General features: G+C 63.1%; 19 protein-coding genes and 1 tRNA gene. All 20 read left to right on the top strand.

What is annotated here, in order from left to right:
- Window positions 1–300 precede the first annotated feature (300 nt).
- Window positions 301–1560 carry a branched-chain amino acid ABC transporter substrate-binding protein gene (locus KHN96_RS11355; RefSeq protein ID WP_045787220.1) on the top strand — a complete coding sequence of 420 codons (1260 nt, stop codon included), beginning with the start codon at window positions 301–303 and terminating at the stop codon, window positions 1558–1560.
- 159 nt (window positions 1561–1719) lie between these two features.
- Window positions 1720–1989, top strand: coding sequence for a 30S ribosomal protein S15 (rpsO, locus tag KHN96_RS11360; RefSeq protein WP_045787219.1), 270 nt, complete (start codon window positions 1720–1722; stop codon window positions 1987–1989).
- A 310-nt stretch (window positions 1990–2299) separates the two neighbouring features.
- Window positions 2300–4474 carry a polyribonucleotide nucleotidyltransferase gene (pnp, locus tag KHN96_RS11365; protein WP_045787218.1) on the top strand — a complete coding sequence of 725 codons (2175 nt, stop codon included), beginning with the start codon at window positions 2300–2302 and terminating at the stop codon, window positions 4472–4474.
- A gap of 91 nt (window positions 4475–4565) precedes the next feature.
- Entirely contained in the window at window positions 4566–5513 is a 948-nt protein-coding gene (locus tag KHN96_RS11370) for an HAD family hydrolase (RefSeq protein ID WP_045787217.1), read from the top strand.
- Between the two features lie 20 nt (window positions 5514–5533).
- A complete protein-coding gene (locus KHN96_RS11375) occupies window positions 5534–6538 on the top strand; it encodes an NAD(P)H-quinone oxidoreductase (RefSeq protein ID WP_062738372.1) in 1005 nt (334 codons plus the stop codon).
- Window positions 6539–6619: 81 nt separating this feature from the next.
- Window positions 6620–7366, top strand: a complete 747-nt coding sequence (gene tpiA / locus KHN96_RS11380; RefSeq protein ID WP_045787215.1) for a triose-phosphate isomerase — start codon at window positions 6620–6622, stop codon at window positions 7364–7366.
- A gap of 63 nt (window positions 7367–7429) precedes the next feature.
- A complete protein-coding gene (gene secG / locus KHN96_RS11385) occupies window positions 7430–7780 on the top strand; it encodes a preprotein translocase subunit SecG (RefSeq protein WP_062738373.1) in 351 nt (116 codons plus the stop codon).
- Window positions 7781–7958: 178 nt separating this feature from the next.
- A tRNA-Leu gene (locus tag KHN96_RS11390) sits at window positions 7959–8043 on the top strand.
- A 164-nt stretch (window positions 8044–8207) separates the two neighbouring features.
- Window positions 8208–8567, top strand: a complete 360-nt coding sequence (locus KHN96_RS11395) for an NADH-quinone oxidoreductase subunit A (protein WP_062738374.1) — start codon at window positions 8208–8210, stop codon at window positions 8565–8567.
- Window positions 8568–8573: 6 nt separating this feature from the next.
- A complete protein-coding gene (locus tag KHN96_RS11400) occupies window positions 8574–9056 on the top strand; it encodes a NuoB/complex I 20 kDa subunit family protein (RefSeq protein ID WP_003261929.1) in 483 nt (160 codons plus the stop codon).
- 1 nt (window position 9057) lies between these two features.
- Window positions 9058–9660 (top strand): NADH-quinone oxidoreductase subunit C, encoded by a 603-nt coding sequence (locus KHN96_RS11405; RefSeq protein WP_045787213.1) that lies wholly within the window; start codon window positions 9058–9060, stop codon window positions 9658–9660.
- 13 nt (window positions 9661–9673) lie between these two features.
- Window positions 9674–10927, top strand: coding sequence for an NADH-quinone oxidoreductase subunit D (locus KHN96_RS11410; RefSeq protein WP_045787212.1), 1254 nt, complete (start codon window positions 9674–9676; stop codon window positions 10925–10927).
- Window positions 10928–11039: 112 nt separating this feature from the next.
- Window positions 11040–11543, top strand: coding sequence for an NADH-quinone oxidoreductase subunit NuoE (nuoE, locus tag KHN96_RS11415; RefSeq protein WP_062738375.1), 504 nt, complete (start codon window positions 11040–11042; stop codon window positions 11541–11543).
- Window positions 11544–12839, top strand: a complete 1296-nt coding sequence (gene nuoF / locus KHN96_RS11420) for an NADH-quinone oxidoreductase subunit NuoF (RefSeq protein ID WP_045787210.1) — start codon at window positions 11544–11546, stop codon at window positions 12837–12839.
- Window positions 12840–12851: 12 nt separating this feature from the next.
- Window positions 12852–15203: an NADH-quinone oxidoreductase subunit NuoG gene (gene nuoG / locus KHN96_RS11425; RefSeq protein WP_045787209.1), complete on the top strand. Its 2352-nt coding sequence runs from the start codon at window positions 12852–12854 to the stop codon at window positions 15201–15203.
- An 8-nt stretch (window positions 15204–15211) separates the two neighbouring features.
- The gene (nuoH, locus tag KHN96_RS11430) at window positions 15212–16276 is read left to right on the top strand and encodes an NADH-quinone oxidoreductase subunit NuoH (protein ID WP_045787208.1); all 1065 of its coding nucleotides are present in this window, start codon (window positions 15212–15214) and stop codon (window positions 16274–16276) included.
- 20 nt (window positions 16277–16296) lie between these two features.
- Window positions 16297–16788 carry an NADH-quinone oxidoreductase subunit NuoI gene (nuoI, locus tag KHN96_RS11435; protein WP_003261939.1) on the top strand — a complete coding sequence of 164 codons (492 nt, stop codon included), beginning with the start codon at window positions 16297–16299 and terminating at the stop codon, window positions 16786–16788.
- A 154-nt stretch (window positions 16789–16942) separates the two neighbouring features.
- Window positions 16943–17575, top strand: a complete 633-nt coding sequence (locus KHN96_RS11440; RefSeq protein ID WP_062738376.1) for an NADH-quinone oxidoreductase subunit J — start codon at window positions 16943–16945, stop codon at window positions 17573–17575.
- A gap of 17 nt (window positions 17576–17592) precedes the next feature.
- Window positions 17593–17904: an NADH-quinone oxidoreductase subunit NuoK gene (nuoK, locus tag KHN96_RS11445; RefSeq protein WP_004630788.1), complete on the top strand. Its 312-nt coding sequence runs from the start codon at window positions 17593–17595 to the stop codon at window positions 17902–17904.
- A gap of 27 nt (window positions 17905–17931) precedes the next feature.
- A complete protein-coding gene (gene nuoL, locus KHN96_RS11450; RefSeq protein ID WP_062738377.1) occupies window positions 17932–19989 on the top strand; it encodes an NADH-quinone oxidoreductase subunit L in 2058 nt (685 codons plus the stop codon).
- Window positions 19990–19997 lie beyond the last annotated feature (8 nt).

Here is a 19997-nt window from a genome sequence, read left to right on the forward strand (position 1 = left end):
ACACCCCAGGAGCGACTCGACCTACACGATCACAACAGAGCGCGCACCCGGTTACCCGCCGGGCCGCGAAGCGGGTGCGGCGGCACCGGACACGCCAAGAGCGTGATTGCTGTGCCGGCCGCCTTTGAGAGCGATGTCCGTGCCATCCACGACGCCGCCGACCCGAACATCCACGCCAGGTGATGCGCCTTGCGTGGATGTTGCCGTTGCGACGAACCGTCCTCTGTTGACCAGCGGCTGCGCGTGCCTTGTGTTGGCGTGCGCAGCCGCTTTACCATCCGCGCTTCACGGAGGTTTGACATGGTGTTTCGTTGGTTCGTGGCCGCGCTGGCGGCTGTGGGGATGTGCGGGGCCGCAGCGGCCCAGCCTGAAGCTGGGCCCATTCGGTTGGCCTTGATCGAGGGGCTGTCAGGACCGTTCGCCAATGCGGGTGAGGCGGTGGACCGCAATCTGCGCATTGCCATCGAAGGCGTGAACGCGCGCGGCGGCGTGAAGCTGCCGGATGGGCGTCATCCGCTTGCGCTGGTGCGTTTCGACAGCAAGAACACGGTCGATGAGTCGCTGCTGCAATTGCAGGCGGCCACCGATGCCGGCATCCGGTTCGTCCTGCAGGGCAACAGTTCATCGGCCGCGGCGGCCTTGTCGACGTCCATTTCGCGCTACAACGAGCGACATCCGGACGCGCGCGTGCTGTTCCTGAACTATGCGGCCGTCGACCCCGCGCTCACCAACGAGGCGTGCAGCTTCTGGCATTTCCGTTTCGATGCGTCGGCCGACATGCGCATGCACGCACTCACCGAAGTGATCCGCACCGACAAGGCCGTCAAGAAGGCCTACCTGATCGGCCAGGACTACACGTTCGGGCGCCAGGTCGCGCAGCTGGCGCGTCAGCAGTTGGCCGAAAAGCGCCCCGACGTGGCCATCGTCGGCGAGGTACTGCACCCGATCGGCAAGGTGAAGGATTTTGCGCCATACGTGGCGCGCATCGCGGCGTCCGGCGCCGATACGGTCATCACCGGCAACTGGGGGAATGATTTGACGCTGCTCGTCAAGGCGGCGCGGGATGCGGGGCTCAAGGCCCGGTTCTTCACGTTCTACGGCAACTCGCTCGGCGCGCCGGCGGCCATGGGCGAGGCAGGGGTCGGCCGCGTGGTGGCCGTGGCGGAATGGCATCCGAACCTGGGTGGCGTGAAGTCGGATGCGTTCTACAAGGCCTTCCGTGTGCGCTATCCAGCACCCTCAGACGACTACCCGCTGCTGCGCGATCAGATGATGATCGACATGCTCGCGGCCGCCATCGAGCGCGCCGGCACAACGGAGGCAACAGCCGTGGCGCGTGCACTGGAAGGCGCTTCCCTTGACACCGGCTTCCACCGGATCACGCTGCGTGCCGACGACCATCAGGCCATCCAGCCGCTTGTCGTGATGCAGATGGAGCGGGCCGGCACGGGTGCTGCGCCCTTCGATATCGAGGGCTCGGGCTACGGCTTCCGTACGCTCAGAGTGATTCCCGCGCCGCAAACCGCCTTGCCGACCACGTGCAAGATGGTGCGCCGTTAAGCGCTCCTGGCGCGGAGTGTCGTTGCGGGCCGGTTCTGCGCTATAATCGCGGTCTTGCCGTCCAGACCGGTCTTGGGATGGATGGCCGGATCATTGTTCAACACGGCACCGGCGGCGGCCAATGAGGCGCTGCAGTGTCCGCAAGTCAAAGGAATCGAAATGTCCGTCGCTGACATCAACAAGCAAGAAATCGTCAAGGATAACGGCCGCAGCGCCAACGACACGGGCAGCCCGGAAGTGCAGGTTGCACTGCTGACCGCCCGCATCAACGAACTGCAGCCGCACTTCAAGGCGCACATGAAGGATCACCACAGCCGTCGCGGCCTGCTCAAGATGGTGAGCCGTCGCCGTCGTCTGCTGGACTACCTCAAGAGCAAGGACGCTGACCGTTACACCGCGCTGGTTGCCAAGCTGGGTCTGCGTAAGTAATGGTGGGTCTCACGCACTGCGCGTGATGAACAAGTGCCTGCGTCAGCATGCTGATGCAGGCATTTTGTTTTTGGCGGCCGCGTTGGCGGCTGCGCCGGGCAACCGGCAATGATGGCGATCGGTGATGAAGCCGGTCGTTGGGACCGGGGGCGGCAGGAAGCGGAATCTTGTGTCATTCCAGCGCGGCATTGGGCGCCAGCGCTGCGCTGGAATGGCATAAACACACTTCTGCAACCGCACCGTCTCCCGGAACGTGTTTGTCGTGGCGAAGCGTCATGAAGCTCGCCGCGAATACTGAACAGGAGATGCTATGACCATGTTCAACAAGGTCGTCAAGGAATTCCAATGGGGCGGCCACAAGGTCCGCATGGAAACGGGTGAGATCGCCCGCCAGGCGAGCGGCGCTGTGCTGCTCGACATGGAAGACACCGTAGTGCTCGCCACCGTGGTGGGCGCCAAGAACGCCAAGCCGGGCCAGGACTTCTTCCCGCTGACGGTCGACTACATCGAGAAGACCTATGCCGCCGGCAAGATCCCGGGCGGCTTCTTCAAGCGTGAAGGCCGTCCGTCGGAAAACGAAACGCTGACCTCGCGCCTGATCGATCGTCCGCTGCGTCCGCTGTTCCCGGAAGGCTTCTACAACGAAGTCCAGGTCGTCGTGCACGTGCTGTCGATGAACCCCGAAGTGCCGGCTGACATCCCCGCGCTGGTGGCGGCTTCGGCTGCGCTGGCCGTGTCGGGTCTGCCGTTCAACGGCCCGGTGGGCGCTGCCCGCGTCGGCTACAAGGATGGCCAGTACCTGCTGAACCCGAACCGCGCGCAACTGGCGCATTCCGAGCTGGATCTGGTTGTGGCCGGTACCGAGCGTGCCGTGCTGATGGTCGAGTCCGAAGCCAACCAGCTGTCGGAAGAGGTCATGCTCGGCGCCGTGGTGTACGGTCATGAGCAGATGCAGATCGCTATCAACGCGATCCACGACCTGGTGCGTGAGGGCGGCAAGCCCGAGTGGGATTGGCAAGCCGCTCCGAAGAACGAAGCGCTGATCGCCAAGGTGTCGGAACTGGGGCTGGCCGATCTGCAGGCCGCTTACCAGCTGCGCCAGAAGCAGGCACGCAGCCAGAAGCTGAAGGAAGTCTACAAGTCGGTGGCAGAGAAGCTGGCCGAAGCTGGCGTGGAAGCCGACGGCGTGGAAGTGGACAACATCCTGTTCGAGCTCGAGTCGAAGATCGTGCGCGGCCAGATCCTCAACGGCGAGCCCCGTATCGACGGGCGCGACACCCGCACGGTGCGCCCGATCGAGATCCGCTCGTCGGTGCTGCCGCGTGCGCACGGCTCGGCGCTGTTCACGCGCGGTGAAACGCAGGCGCTGGTGGTGGCGACGCTCGGCACCAAGAGCGACGAGCAGATCATCGACGCGCTGCAGGGCGAGTACCGCGACCGCTTCATGCTCCACTACAACATGCCGCCGTTCGCCACCGGCGAAACCGGCCGCGTGGGCAGCCCGAAGCGCCGCGAAATCGGCCACGGCCGTCTGGCCAAGCGCGCACTGATCCCGGTGCTGCCGAAGGAAGATGAATTCGCCTACACGATCCGCCTGGTGTCCGAAATCACCGAGTCGAACGGTTCGTCGTCGATGGCGTCGGTGTGCGGCGGCTCGCTCGCGCTGATGGACGCTGGCGTGCCGATCAAGGCGCACGTGGCCGGTGTGGCCATGGGCCTGATCCTCGAAGGTAACAAGTTCGCCGTGCTGACGGACATCCTGGGTGACGAAGATCACCTGGGCGACATGGACTTCAAGGTGGCGGGTACCGATGCCGGTATCACCGCGCTGCAGATGGACATCAAGGTGCAGGGCATCACCAAGGAAATCATGCAGGTCGCGCTGGCGCAAGCCAAGGAAGGCCGTCTGCACATCCTGGGCAAGATGCAGGCTGCCATGGGCGGCGCACGCACCGAGCTGTCGGAGCACGCTCCGCGCATGATCACCGTCAAGATCAACCCGGAGAAGATCCGTGACGTGATCGGCAAGGGCGGCTCGACCATCCAGGCGCTCACCAAGGAAACCGGCTGCACGATCGACATCCAGGAAGACGGCACGATCACCATCGCGTCGACGTCGTCCGAAGGCATGGCCGAAGCCAAGCGCCGTATCGAAGCGATCACGGCCGAAGCCGAAGTGGGCAAGATCTACAACGGCACCGTGCTCAAGCTGCTGGACTTCGGCGCGATCGTGAACATCCTGCCGGGCAAGGATGGCCTGCTGCACATCTCCGAGATCGCCAACGAGCGCGTGAACCAGGTCTCCGACTACGTGAAGGAAGGCCAGGCCGTGCGCGTGAAGCTGCTCAGCACCGACGAGAAGGGCCGCATGCGTCTGTCGATCAAGGCCGCCAAGGCTGAAGAAGGCGACGTGCCCGCCGCTGCCCCGCAGGCGCCGGGCGCTGGCGACGCTGTCTCGCAACAGCAGCAGCAACAGCAGCAGTAAGCGAGCGGTTTTCGCAGCGAAGAACGGCTGGACGATGTCCAGCCGTTTTTTTGTTTACACTGCGTCGCGAGTTCTCCACCTGGGCCTGACCATGAGCCGCCTGTTCGAGCAAAATCGCATCGCCATCGTCTGGGATTTCGACAAGACGCTGATCCCGCGCTACATGCAAGTGCCGCTGTTCGAGCGCTTCAACATCGCCGAGCAGGCCTTCTGGGACGAGGTCGCCGCCGGTTCGAAGGCAATCGAATCGCGGGGCCAGAAGGTCAACCACGAGACGTTCTACCTCAATGTGCTGCTGCGCCATGTGCGCGACGGCCGCATGGGCGGTCTGGATAATGCTACGTTGCGCGAGCTCGGGGCCGACCTCGAGTTCTTCCCGGGCGTGACCGACTTCTTTGAGCGCAGCAAGGCCTGGGTGCGCGAAAACGCGGCGTATCAGGCGTTCGACATCAAGCTTGAGCACTACATCGTCAGTACCGGCCTGACCGAGATGATCAAAGGCTCCCCCATCGCGCCCTACATCGACGGCGTGTGGGGATGCGAATTCCTGGAGGCCCCCGATGCAAGCGGCCGGCCGGTTATCTCGGAGGTGATCTATGCCATCGACAACACCACCAAGACCCGTGCGCTCTTCGAGATCAACAAGGGTGTCAACAAGCACCCCGAGGCCGTCAATGTGAACTCATCGATTGCCGAGGACGAACGCCGCGTGCCGTTCGCCAACATGATCTATGTGGCCGACGGCCCGAGCGACATTCCGGCGTTCTCGGTGGCGCGCAAGGGCGGCGGTCGCACGTATGCGGTCTACAACCCCGAGAGCCCGCGCTCGTTCGAACAGGCCGACAACCTGCGTGCTGATGACCGCGTCGACATGCTGGGCCCGGCCGACTACCGCTCCGGATCACCGACCGAGATGTGGCTCAGATTGCATATCGGCAAGATTGCCGACGCCATCGTCCACGGCAAGCAGGAAATCCTGCGCGAAACCACGCGCGGCATCCCGCAGCACTTTGTCGAGCCCAAGCGCGCTGCGTCATAACCCTCACCGATCCGATTCTCATGAAAGCGATTGAAATTACCGAGTACGGCGCTCCCGAAGTCCTGAAGCTCGGCGAGCGCCCGATGCCTGAGCCCAAGGCGGGTGAAGTGTTGATCCGCGTACGTGCCGCCGGCGTGAACCGTCCCGACGTGTTTCAGCGCACCGGCAACTATCCGGTGCCACCGGGCGCGTCGGACATTCCCGGCTTGGAAGTCGCAGGCGAAATTGTGAGCGGCGATCTTTCACATGCCGACAACCGCTACGGGCTGAAGGCCGGCGATCGGGTTTGCGCGCTGGTGCAGGGCGGCGGGTATGCGGAATTCTGCACCGCGCCCCTGGGCCAGGTGCTGCCGGTGCCGACCGGGCTGTCTGATGTCGAGGCTGCCGCGTTGCCTGAGAACTACTTCACCGTGTGGTCCAACGTCTTTGATCGCGGCCTGCTCGGCAAAGGCGCACACGGTGCCGATGAAACGCTGCTCGTGCAGGGCGGGTCCAGCGGCATCGGCACGACGGCCATCCAGATCGCGTCGGCACTCGGCCATCGCGTGTTCGCCACGGCGGGCAGTGCCGACAAATGCGCCGCCTGCGTGGAGCTCGGTGCCACGCGTGCGATCAACTACAAGACCGAGGATTTCGTCGAGATCGTCAAGGCAGAAACGGGGCGGGGCGCCGACGTCGTGCTCGACATGGTCGGGGGCAGCTACGTTGCACGCGAGATCGCCTGCACGGCCGACGATGGCCGCATCGTGCTGATCGCACTGCTGGGCGGCGCCAAGGCCGAAGTGCCGCTCGCCGACATCCTGCGCCGGCGCATCACGCTGACCGGCTCGACGCTGCGCCCGCGTCCGGTGGCGTTCAAAGCCGCAATCGCTGCCCATCTCTACGAGAAGGTCTGGCCGCTGCTGGCGTCCGGACGCATCAAGCCGGTGATCCATGAGGTCATGCCGACCGCACAGGCTGCGCAAGCCCATGCGCTGATGGAGTCGAGCGCCCACATCGGCAAGATCATGTTGGTTTGGGACTGACCGCGGGACGCCAAAATTGACCCTGTTTTTGCCGCCACGGTAGAATGCCGGGTTTATTTGACAGTCGACCGGGCAAAAAACGTGAACGCTAGACCGAAGCTGGTGGTGGGCAACTGGAAGCTGCATGGCAGCCTGAACACCAATGCGGCACTGCTCGAGCAGATCAAGGCTGCCGGAAAGACCCGTGCTGCACTGGCGGTCTGCGTGCCGTTCCCTTACCTGGCGCAGTGTCAGGCGCTGCTGGCGGGCTCGGCGGTGGGTCTCGGTGCACAAGACGTATCGACCGAGACGCGCGGAGCGTTCACCGGCGAGGTGGCGGCATCGATGCTGACGGAGTTCGGCTGCGGCTACGTGATCGTCGGCCACTCCGAGCGCCGCACGTATCACGGCGAGACGGACGCACAAGTGGCGACCAAGGCGCTGCGCGCACTCGAGCATGGGATCACCCCGATCGTCTGTGTTGGCGAAACGCTGGCCCAGCGCGAGGCCGGCGAAACCGAGCAGGTGGTGGGTCGCCAGCTGGATGCCGTCCTGGAAGCGCTGTCCGTCGAGCAGCTGGGTCGTATCGTCGTCGCCTACGAGCCCGTGTGGGCGATCGGGACCGGCAAGACGGCCACGAGCGAGCAGGCGCAGGCGGTGCATGCCTTCCTGCGTGCACGTGTTGCGGCCCGGGATGCGGGTGTGGCACAGCGGCTGCCGATTCTTTACGGCGGCAGCGTCAAGCCCGATAACGCGGCAGAGCTGTTTGCGATGGCTGACATCGATGGCGGCCTGATCGGCGGGGCGTCGCTGAAAGCAGAAGATTTTGTGGCGATCGGCCGCGCTTAAACGGCCGTTCGGGCCGTCATGTGAAAGCGCTGACGCTCGCAACATATTATTGAGAGAAATGAAATGGCAATTCTGAAGACTCTGCTGGTCGTGGCGCAAATCCTGAGTGCGCTCGGCGTGATTGGTCTGGTGCTGCTGCAGCACGGCAAGGGCGCCGACGTGGGTGCGGCTTTCGGCTCTGGCGCGTCGGGCAGCCTGTTCGGTGCGACCGGCTCGGCCAACTTCCTGTCGCGCACCACGGCGGTACTGGCAACGGTGTTCTTCGTGGCCACGCTGGCGCTGACGCTGATTGGTACCAACAAGGGCAGCGTGTCGGTGGGTGTGATGGGTTCGGTTGCGCCTGCAGCATCGGCTCCGGCCGCTTCTGCGCCCGCTGCTCCGGCCGCTGCTTCCGCGCCTGCCGTTCCCAAGTAATCTGATGTAACGGAAGGGGGTGTGCCGTCGGCTTTTCGGTGCGCTCCCGAGCATAAGTTTTTTGTTTGTGCATTGAACAAAAGCTGCGCTTTGCGGTAGAATGCAAGGCTTGAAACAACACGGGAAACGGCAACGGCGCCTAGCCTGATCCGGCCTCCTGATCGAGTTTCTTCCCCCAGCCGACGTGGTGAAATTGGTAGACACGCTATCTTGAGGGGGTAGTGGCGAAAGCTGTGCGAGTTCGAGTCTCGCCGTCGGCACCAATCAAATTTCGGGGTCTGTTCAACGGGAGTGTTCCGCGCAGGCCCCTCCGCAAGGCGGCGCGCAGTCAGGCGTCGTGAGGCTGCGGACCCGGCGCCTTTGATGGGGCGACAAGGCGCCGCCTGCGGGCAGTGCTGTTGCAACCATTCAAAAAGGCGGGCGTCCCTTGAACCTCGAAGCCTATTTCCCCGTACTGCTGTTCATCGTTGTCGGCGTTGGCCTTGGCCTGGTGCTGATGACCATCGGCCGTGTCCTCGGTCCGAACAATCCCGATCCTGACAAGCTCTCGCCGTACGAGTGCGGCTTCGAAGCATTCGAAGACGCGCGCATGAAGTTCGACGTGCGCTATTACCTCATCGCCATCCTGTTCATCCTGTTCGATCTGGAGACTGCGTTCCTCTTTCCGTGGGGCGTGGCGCTGCGTGAGATCGGCTGGCCGGGCTTCTTCGCGATGGGCGTGTTTCTTCTCGAGTTTCTCGTGGGCTTCGTCTACATCTGGAAAAAAGGCGCGCTCGATTGGGAGTGATGTGAAATGGCGATCGAAGGCGTACTCAATGAGGGCTTTGTCACGACCACCGCTGACAAGCTGATCAACTGGACCCGTACCGGGTCGCTGTGGCCGATGACGTTCGGCCTGGCCTGCTGTGCCGTGGAAATGATGCACGCCGGTGCGTCGCGTTATGACCTGGACCGCTTTGGCGTGGTGTTCCGCCCGTCGCCGCGTCAGTCCGACGTGATGATCGTGGCAGGCACGCTGTGCAACAAGATGGCGCCGGCCCTGCGCAAGGTGTACGACCAGATGGCCGAGCCGCGCTGGGTCATCTCGATGGGCTCGTGTGCCAATGGCGGGGGGTATTACCACTACTCGTATTCCGTCGTGCGCGGCTGCGATCGTATCGTGCCGGTCGACGTGTATGTGCCGGGCTGTCCGCCGACGGCTGAAGCGCTCATCTACGGCATCATCCAGCTGCAGGCGAAGATCCGCCGCACCAACACCATCGCGCGCAAGGGCTGAGATGACCGACAAGCTAGCCACCCTGAAGGCCGCGCTGGAGAAGGCGCTCGGCAACCGCATTCAGAGCCTGACCGAGGCGGTTGGTGAATTGACTCTCGTGGTCAAGGTTGCCGACTACCTCGACGTCATGCGCACGCTGCGCGACGACGCATCGCTGAAGTTCGAACAACTGATGGATCTGTGCGGCGTCGATTACGCCGACTACGGTGACGGCGCCTGGAACGGCCCGCGCTTTGCCGCCGTATCACACCTGCTGTCGGTGTCGCACAACTGGCGCGTGCGTGTACGCGTGTTTGCGCCCGATGACGATTTCCCCGTCGTTCCGTCGGTGGTCGACATCTGGAACTCCGCCAACTGGTTCGAGCGTGAAGCGTTCGACCTGTACGGTCTGGTGTTCGAAGGCCACCCGGACCTGCGCCGTATCCTGACCGACTATGGCTTCATCGGCCATCCGTTCCGCAAGGACTTCCCTGTGTCGGGCTATGTGGAAATGCGCTACGACCCGGTGCAGCGGCGCGTGGTCTACCAGCCGGTGACCATCGAACCGCGCGAGATTACACCGCGTGTGATCCGCGAGGATCAGTACGGTGGTCTGAAGCACTGAAGGGCGCCCGATCATGGCAGATATCAAGAACTACACTCTGAACTTCGGCCCGCAGCACCCGGCCGCACACGGCGTGCTGCGCCTGGTGCTTGAGCTGGACGGCGAAGTCATTCAACGTGCCGATCCGCACATCGGCCTGCTGCACCGCGCGACCGAAAAGCTCGCCGAGCAGAAGACCTGGATCCAGAGCGTGCCGTACATGGACCGGCTCGACTACGTGTCGATGATGGTCAACGAGCACGCGTACGTCATGGCCATCGAGCGCCTGCTCGGCCTCGAGGTGCCGCTGCGCGCGCAGTACATCCGCGTCATGTTCGACGAGATCACGCGGATCATGAACCACCTGATGTGGATCGGTTCGCACGCGCTGGACGTGGGCGCCATGGCGGTGTTCCTCTACGCCTTCCGTGAGCGCGAAGACCTGTTCGACATGTACGAGGCAGTGTCGGGCGCGCGCATGCACGCGGCTTACTATCGTCCGGGCGGCGTGTATCGCGACCTGCCTGACACGATGCCGCAATACAAGGCATCCAAGGTGCGCAACGAGAAGGCGCTGGCCGCCTTGAACGAGGCGCGTTCCGGCTCGCTGCTGGACTTCATCGAAGACTTCACCAACCGCTTCCCGAAGTACGTCGACGAGTACGAAACTCTGCTGACCGACAACCGCATCTGGAAGCAGCGTCTGGTCGGCATTGGCGTGGTCAGCCCGGAGCGTGCGCTCCAGAAAGGGTTCTCCGGCGCGATGCTGCGCGGCTCGGGCATCGAGTGGGATGTGCGCAAGAAGCAGCCGTACGAAGTGTACGACCGCATCGACTTCGACATCCCGGTCGGCGTGAACGGCGATTGCTACGACCGTTACCTGGTGCGCGTGGAAGAAATGCGCCAGAGCAACCGCATCATTCGCCAGTGCATCGAGTGGCTGCGCAAGAATCCCGGCCCGGTGATCACCGACAACCACAAGGTGGCACCGCCGTCGCGCGTGGACATGAAGACCAACATGGAAGAGCTGATTCACCACTTCAAGCTCTTCACCGAAGGTATCCATGTGCCCGAAGGCGAGGCCTATGCGGCGGTCGAGCACCCGAAGGGCGAATTCGGTATCTACGTGATCTCGGACGGTGCCAACAAGCCGTATCGCCTGAAGATTCGTGCCCCCGGCTTTGCGCATCTGGCCGCGCTCGACGAGATGGCGAAGGGCCACATGATCGCCGACGCCGTGACGATCATCGGGACGCAAGACATCGTGTTTGGCGAGATCGACCGCTGAACCCGCAAGAAAGAACGGTTTGACGCGCAGGCAAGCGCGGCTGTGAAACGAGGACGCACGCCGGGGCCGACAGAAGCAACAGGCCCCGCGTCCCGCACCAATCGCAACGAAAATGCTATCAGCAGAAGCTCTCAAGGAAATCGACCGGGCGGTCGCGAAGTATCCCGCCGACCAGAAGCAGTCCGCCGTGATGGCGGCGCTGGCGGTCGCGCAGAGCGAAAAAGGCTGGGTATCGCCCGAAGTCATGCAGTTCGTGGCCGAGTACCTCGAAATGCCGCCGGTGTGGGTCGAGGAAGTGGCGACGTTCTACAACATGTACGACACGAAGCCGGTGGGCCGCTTCAAACTGACCGTGTGCACCAACCTGCCGTGCGCGCTGTCCGGTGGCGAGCGTGCTGCGGAATACCTGAAGAAGAAGCTGGGCATCGGCTTCAACGAGACCACGCCCGACGGCAACTTCACGCTGAAGGAAGGCGAGTGCATGGGCGCGTGCGGCGATGCACCGGTCATGATCGTCAACAACACCCACATGTGCAGCTTCATGAGCAACGAGAAGCTGGACGCACTGATCGCCGACCTCCAGGCGAAGGCGTCCGCCAACGGAGCAGGCAAGTAAATGACCTCCCTGCACGATCGACACATCCAGCCGCTGATTCTCGCCGGCCTGAACGGCGACAACTGGCACCTCGAAGACTACGTCAAGCGTGGTGGCTATCAGCAGCTCAAGCGCATCCTCACCGAGAAGGTCTCGCCCGAGCAGGTCATTGCCGACGTGAAGGCGTCGGGCCTGCGTGGCCGCGGCGGTGCGGGCTTCCCCACGGGCCTGAAGTGGAGCTTCATGCCGCGTCAGTTCCCGGGGCAGAAGTATCTCGTCTGCAATTCGGACGAGGGCGAGCCGGGTACGTTCAAGGATCGCGACATCCTGCGCTACAACCCGCATGCGCTGATTGAAGGCATGGCCATCGGCGGTTATGCGATGGGCATCACCGTGGGCTACAACTACATCCACGGCGAGATCTGGGAAGTCTACAAGCGCTTCGAAGAGGCGCTGGAAGAAGCGCGCGCCGCTGGCTTCCTGGGCGACAACATCCTCGGCTCGGGTTTCAGCTTCCAGCTGCATGCTCACCATGGCTATGGCGCGTACATCTGTGGCGAAGAAACCGCGCTGCTCGAGTCGCTGGAAGGCAAGAAAGGCCAGCCGCGCTTCAAGCCGCCGTTCCCGGCGAGCTTCGGCCTGTACGGCAAGCCGACGACGATCAACAACACCGAAACCTTTGCCGCAGTGCCGTTCCTCCTGGCGATCGGTCCGGACAACTACCTGAAGATGGGCAAGCCGAACAACGGCGGCTCGAAGATCTTCTCGGTGTCCGGCGACGTTGAACGCCCGGGCAACTACGAAATTCCCCTCGGCACGCCGTTCCCCAAGTTGCTTGAATTGGCCGGCGGCATGCGCGGCGGCAAGAAGCTCAAGGCGGTCATCCCGGGTGGGTCGTCGGCGCCGGTCGTGCCGGCCGACCTGATGATGGCCTCGGACATGGACTATGACTCGATTGCCAAGGCCGGGTCGATGCTGGGTTCGGGCGCGGTCATTGTGATGGACGAAACACGCTGCATGGTGAAGTCGCTGCTGCGCCTGTCGTACTTCTATTACGAAGAATCGTGCGGCCAGTGCACGCCTTGCCGCGAAGGTACGGGCTGGCTGTACCGCGTGGTCGATCGCATCGAGCACGGCAAGGGTCGCCAGGAAGACCTGGACCTGCTGAACAGCGTGGCCGAAAACATCATGGGCCGGACCATCTGCGCGCTCGGCGATGCCGCTGCGATGCCGGTCCGCGGCATGCTCAAGCACTACTGGGATGAGTTCGCGTATCACGTCGAACACAAGCAGTGCATGGTGCCCACCTACATTTAAGCGTGGCAGAACATGGTTGAAATCGAAATCGATGGCAAGAAGGTCGAGGTTGCCGAAGGCAGCCTGGTGATGGAGGCGGCTCGCCAGGCGGGCACCTACATTCCTCACTTCTGCTATCACCGCAAGCTGTCGGTCGCGGCCAACTGCCGGATGTGTCTGGTCGAGGTCGAGAAGGCGCCCAAGGCACTGCCGGCCTGCGCCACGCCGGTGACGGCGGGCATGAAGGTCTTCACCAACTCCGAGAAGGCGGTGAAGGCGCAGAAGTCCGTGATGGAGTTCCTGCTGATCAACCACCCGCTGGATTGCCCGATCTGCGATCAGGGCGGCGAGTGCCAGCTGCAGGATCTGGCCGTCGGGTACGGCAAGTCCGAATCGCGCTACAAGGAAGAGAAGCGCGTGGTGTTCCACAAGAACGTGGGCCCGCTGATCTCCATGGAAGAGATGACGCGCTGCATTCACTGCACGCGTTGCGTCCGCTTCGGCCAGGAAGTCGCTGGCGTGATGGAGCTCGGCATGCTCAACCGCGGTGAGCATTCGGAAATCACGACATTCGTTGGCCAGACGGTCGACTCCGAACTGTCGGGCAATATGATCGACCTGTGCCCGGTCGGTGCGCTGACCAGTAAGCCGTTCCGCTACTCGGCCCGCACGTGGGAGCTGGCACGCCGCAAGTCGGTGTCGCCCCACGATGGCCTGGGCGCCAACGTGATCGTCCAAACCAAGAACCAGCGTGTGATGCGCGTGCTGCCGCTGGACAACGAGGCGATCAACGAATGCTGGCTGTCCGACAAGGACCGCTTCGCCTACGAAGGCCTGAACAGCGACGACCGCCTGACCCAGCCGATGCTCAAGCAAGGCGGTCAGTGGAAGGCCGTCGACTGGACCACAGCGCTGGAATACGTCGCCAACGGTCTGAACAGCATCAAGCGCGACCACGGTGCCGAGCAGATCGGCGCGCTCGCCAGCCCGCACAGCACGCTGGAAGAGCTGTTCCTGCTCCAGAAGCTGGTGCGTGGCATCGGCAGCGACAACGTCGACTTCCGCCTGCGCCAGTCCGATTTCTCGGTCAAGCCGACCGGCGCACCGTGGCTGGGCATGCCGATCGCCGACGTTTCGCTGCTGCAGCGTGCGCTGATCGTGGGTTCGTTCCTGCGCAAGGATCATCCGCTGCTGGCCGCGCGTCTGCGCCAGGCCGGCAAGAAGGGCGCGCAGTTGAGCGTGATCGGTGCCGGTGGTGAAGATCTGCTGATGCCGGCTACGCAACTGCTGGGCGCGCCGTCGCAGTGGCTTGCGTTGCTGTCGCAAGTCGCGGTGGCCGTGGCGGCTGCCAACAACGTGGCCCGTCCGGGCGGCACCGACGGCATCGAAGCCGGTGACGTTGCCAAGCGCATTGCCGCGAGCCTCGCTTCGGGCGAGCGCAAGGCCGTGTTCCTCGGCAATGCTGCGGTGGCGCATCCGCAATTCTCGCGACTGCACGCGCTGGCCCAATGGGTTGCGCAGCAGACCGGTGCCACGCTGGGCTTCCTGACCGAAGCAGCCAACACCGTGGGCGGCTACATTGCCGGCGCACTGCCGCAAGGCAACGGCCTCGACGCCGCGGCCATGCTCGCGCAACCGCTTCGCGCCTATGTGCTGCTGGGCGCAGAGCTGGAGTTCGACTCCGCCAATCCGGCACAAGCGCGTGCGGCGCTGGACCAAGCTGATACCGTGGTCGTGCTGTCGCCGTTTGCATCGCGTGCCGCGCTCGAATACGCAGACGTACTGCTGCCGACGGCACCGTTCACAGAAACCTCGGGCACCTTTGTCAACTGTGAAGGCCTGCCGCAGAGCTTCAACGGCGTGGTCCGCAGCCTGGGCGATTCGCGTCCGGCGTGGAAGGTCCTTCGTGTGCTGGGCAACCTGCTGAACGTTTCGGGCTTCGAGTACGACAGCTCCGAAGCAGTGCGTGACGAAGTGCTCGCCACGCCGGCCGCCGATCGTCTGTCCAACGCAACCACGGCGCAGACCACGGCTCCGGCAGTCACCAACGCCGGCATTGAGCGCCTGGCCGACGTGCCGATTTACCACGCCGATCCGATCGTTCGCCGCGCGGGTTCGCTGCAACTGACGGCCGCCGCACGTGCTGCAGTGCGTGCCAGCCTGCCGGCCGATCTGTACGCGCAACTTGGTCTCTCCAATGGCGATGCCGTGCGCGTGACGCAAGGGCAGGCCAGCGTGGTGCTGCCGGCCGTGCTGGACAAATCGCTGGCCTCTGGCGTGATCCGTGTGCCTGCCGCCACCGAAGCCTCGGCTCAACTGGGCGCGATGTTCGGCGCGGTAAGCGTTGAGAAGGTTGAATCGTCCGCGCTGGCGGCTACGGTGTAAGGGTCAACATGATCGAGTCGATTACTTCTTTCGGTACCGCCACCTTTGGTGGCTGGTGGCCGCTGATCTGGACGCTGGTCCGCGCGGTCTGCATCGTCGTGCCGCTGCTGCTCTGTGTGGCGTACCTGATCCTGTGGGAGCGCAAGCTCATCGGCTGGATGCACGTGCGCCTGGGTCCGAACCGGGTGGGCCCGATGGGCCTCCTGCAGCCGATTGCCGACGTGCTGAAGCTGCTGCTCAAGGAAGTCATGGTGCCGAGCGCGGTCAGCCGAGGCATGTACATCATTGCGCCGCTGATGGTGCTGATGCCCGCGGTGGCGATCTGGGCGGTGGTGCCGTTCCAGGCGGAAGCCGTGGTATCGAACATCAACGCGGGCCTGCTGTACGTGATGGCAATCAGTTCGGTGGGCGTGTACGGTGTGATCCTGGCGGGTTGGGCCTCCAACTCGAAGTACGCATTCCTGGGTGCGATGCGTGCGTCCGCTCAGATGATCTCGTACGAAATCGCCATGGGCTTCGCGCTGGTGACGGTGCTGATGGTGACGGGCAGCCTGAACCTCTCGGACATCGTCAACTCGCAGAACCGCGGCTTCTTTGCAGACCACGGCGTCAACATCCTGTCGTGGAACTGGCTGCCGCTGCTGCCGATGTTCGGCGTGTACTTCATCTCCGGCGTGGCCGAAACCAACCGCCATCCGTTCGATGTGGTCGAAGGCGAGTCTGAAATCGTGGCCGGCCACATGATCGAGTACTCCGGTATGGCGTTCGCGCTGTTCTTCCTGGCTGAGTACATCAACATGATCGTCATCTCGGCGATGACGGCAACGATGTTCCTGGGGGGCTGGGCTCCGCCCATCGACGCGCCGGTGTTCAACTGGATCCCGGGCTTCTTCTGGCTGCTGATCAAGGTCTTCCTGCTGCTGTCGGTCTTCATCTGGCTGCGTGCATCGTTCCCGCGCTATCGCTATGACCAGATCATGCGCCTGGGCTGGAAGATCTTCATTCCGCTCACTGTGGGCTGGCTGGTCGTCGTCGCCATCTGGTTGGTGTCGCCGTGGAATATCTGGAAGTAACGGGACAATAGGAAGGCACCATGTTGCTTGCCATCAAGGAATTCTTTAACAGCCTGCTCCTGAAGGAACTCTTCAAGGGGCTGGCGCTGACCGGGCGCTACCTGTTTGCGCGCAAGATCACCGTTCTCTTTCCGGAAGAGAAGACGCCGCTGTCGCCGCGCTTCCGCGGCCTGCATGCGCTGCGTCGCTATCCGAACGGAGAAGAGCGCTGCATCGCCTGCAAGCTGTGCGAAGCCGTCTGCCCGGCCCTGGCCATCACGATCGAGTCCGACCAGCGCGACGACGGCACCCGCCGTACCACGCGCTACGACATCGACCTGACCAAATGCATTTTCTGCGGCTTTTGCGAGGAAGCTTGCCCTGTGGACGCCATCGTCGAGACGCACATCCTGGAATACCACGGTGAGAAGCGCGGCGACCTGTATTTCACCAAGGACATGCTGCTGGCCGTGGGTGACCGCTTCGAGCCGGAAATCGCGGCCAACAAGGCGGCTGACGCAAAGTACCGCTGATTCAGGACGCCCGCCGGGCAGTTGGCGGGCGGCGCAGTTGAACTCCCGCAAGGACTTCGGCTCCTCGTGAGCCAACCAGCTATGGCGGCAAGTCGCAATCTTGCCGCCACGGCTTTGGACAAGCGCGTGCCGCAAAACGGCACGCGTCAGGATCATGGAAATCACGACGATTATCTTCTACTGTTTCGCGCTCGTGCTGGTGCTCTCAGCGCTGAAGGTCATCACCGCGAAGAATCCCGTGCACGCGGCGCTGTTCCTCGTGCTCTCGTTCTTTACCGCGGCGGCGATCTGGATGCTGCTCAAGGCCGAGTTTCTGGCCATCACGCTGGTGCTGGTCTACGTGGGGGCGGTGATGGTGCTGTTCCTCTTCGTGGTGATGATGATCGACATCGACATCGAGCACCTGCGGCGGGATTTCTGGACTTACGTGCCCATGGCCGCCTTCGTGGGTGTTGTCATCATCCTGGAAATGGCCGTGGTGCTGACCAAGACCTTCATGGGGCGCGTACAGCCGGTGCAGGAATTGCCCAAGGGTTTCAACGGCCCGAATACGCAGGCGCTCGGCAAGCTGATCTACACCGACTACATCTACGCCTTTGAAGTGGCGGGCGCGGTGCTGCTGCTGGCGATCGTCGCAGCCGTTGCGCTGACGGCACGCCGCCGCAAGGACACCAAGACACAAAACCCGGCCGAGCAGATCCGCGTGCAACGCAAGGACCGCGTGCGCCTGGTTTCGATGCCGGCGGAAAAGTCGTCTGGCGCAGCTTCGGCTGAATCGAACAGCTGAGCCCCGGGAGAACCCACATGTCTTCGCTATCCCTTGCCCATTACCTCGTGCTCGGTGCGGTGCTGTTTGCCATCAGCATCGTCGGCATCTTCCTGAACCGCAAGAACGTCATCGTGCTGCTGATGGCGATCGAGCTGATGCTGCTCGCGGTCAACCTGAACTTCGTCGCGTTCTCCCATTACCTGGGCGACCTGGCGGGGCAGGTGTTCGTGTTTTTCATCCTGACGGTGGCCGCGGCGGAATCCGCGATCGGTCTCGCCATCCTGGTGGTGCTGTTCCGTAACCTGGACACCATCAACGTCGACGATCTGGACAGCCTCAAGGGCTGACCGGCGCAACCACTGATAAGAAGCTCCATGGCAACCACGCTCAATCCCAACCTGCTGCTGGCGATTCCGCTCGCGCCGCTGGCCGGCGCGGCGATCGCCGGGCTGTTCGGCACGAAGTTCTTCGGCGAGAAGATCGGCCGCGCGGCGTCCCACAGCGTCACCATCCTTGGTGTTGCGATCGCCTTTGTTCTCTCGGCGCTCACGCTGTCCGATGTCATGAATGGTGCGGGCTACAACGGCACCGTCTATGAATGGATGACGCTCGGCCCGCTGAAGATGGAAGTCGGCTTCCTCATCGATTCGCTCACGGCGATGATGATGTGCGTGGTGACCTTCGTGTCGCTGATGGTTCACATCTACACCATCGGCTACATGCACGAAGACCCGGGCTACAACCGCTTCTTTGCCTACATCTCGCTGTTCACGTTCTCGATGTTGATGCTCGTGATGAGCAACAACTTCCTGCAGCTGTTCTTCGGCTGGGAAGCAGTGGGCCTGGTCTCGTACCTGCTGATCGGTTTCTGGTTCAAGCGTCCGACGGCCATCTACGCCAACATGAAGGCGTTCCTGGTCAACCGCGTGGGTGACTTCGGCTTCGTGCTCGGTATCGGTCTGCTGCTCGCATACAGCGGTAGCCTGAGCTACGCAGACGTGTTTGCCGCTCGTGACAAGCTGTCCGCCATTGGCTTCCCGGGCACCGACTGGCACATGCTGACGGTGGCCTGCATCTGTCTGTTCATCGGTGCGATGGGCAAGTCCGCACAGTTCCCGCTGCACGTGTGGCTGCCGGACTCGATGGAAGGCCCGACGCCGATTTCCGCACTGATCCACGCGGCGACCATGGTGACGGCCGGTATCTTCATGGTAGCGCGCATGTCGCCGTTGTTCGAGCTGTCGGACGCCGCGCTGTCGTTCGTGCTGGTCATCGGCGCCATCACCGCGCTGTTCATGGGCTTCCTCGGCATCATCCAGACCGACATCAAGCGCGTGGTGGCGTACTCGACGCTGTCGCAGCTCGGCTATATGACGGTGGCGCTGGGCGCTTCAGCCTATCAGGTGGCCGTGTTCCACCTGATGACGCACGCGTTCTTCAAGGCGCTGCTGTTCCTTGGTGCCGGCTCGGTCATCATCGGCATGCACCACGATCAGGACATGCGCAACATGGGCGGCCTGCGCAAGTACATGCCGATCACGTGGCTGACGTCGCTGGTGGGTTCGCTGGCGCTGATCGGTACGCCGTTCTTCTCGGGGTTCTATTCGAAGGATTCGATCATCGAGGCGGTGCGTGAATCGCACCTGCCGGGCGCGCAGTTCGCCTACTGGGCGGTGCTGGCCGGCGTGTTCGTGACCGCGTTCTATTCGTTCCGCATGTATTTCCTGGTGTTCCACGGCGAGGAGCGTTTCGGCAAGGCCGATCAGCATCACGACGAGCACCACGAAGAGGAAGACGGCGGCAACGAGCACCATGGTCTGGCGCCGGGCGAGAAGCCGCATGAGTCGCCATGGGTGGTGACGGTGCCGCTGGTGCTGCTGGCTATCCCGTCGGTCATCATCGGTGCGATGGCGATCCAGCCGATGCTGTTCGGTGAGTTCTTCAAGCACGGCGTGGTCTTTTCGGAAGTCATCTTCAACGGCGAAAACCATGAAGCCATGAAGGTGCTGGCCGAAGACTTCCACGGCTGGGTGGCGATGGCGCTGCACGGCTTTACATCGGCACCGTTCATTCTGCTGGTGGCGGGTGTCGTGCTGTCATGGTTCTTCTACCTGAAGCGGCCGGATATTCCGGCGGCGATCGCCAAGCGTTTCTCCGGCGTCTACAAGCTGCTGGACAACAAGTACTACATGGACAAGATCAACGAGATCGTCTTTGCCAACGGGGCGGTCAAGTTCGGCCGCGGCCTGTGGAAGGGCGGCGATCAGGGCGTGATCGACGGCGTGGTCGTCAACGGCAGCGCGCGTCTGGTGGGCTGGTTCGCGAGTGTCGTGCGCCTGCTCCAGTCCGGCTTTATCTATGACTATGCGTTCGCGATGATCATCGGCACGGTAGCGCTGCTGACGTACTTCGTGTTCCTGGCAGGCAAATAAGGGATTAC

Origin of the sequence: Ralstonia mannitolilytica (genome assembly GCF_905397375.1) — a bacterium.
Taxonomy (GTDB): Bacteria; Pseudomonadota; Gammaproteobacteria; order Burkholderiales; family Burkholderiaceae; genus Ralstonia; species Ralstonia mannitolilytica.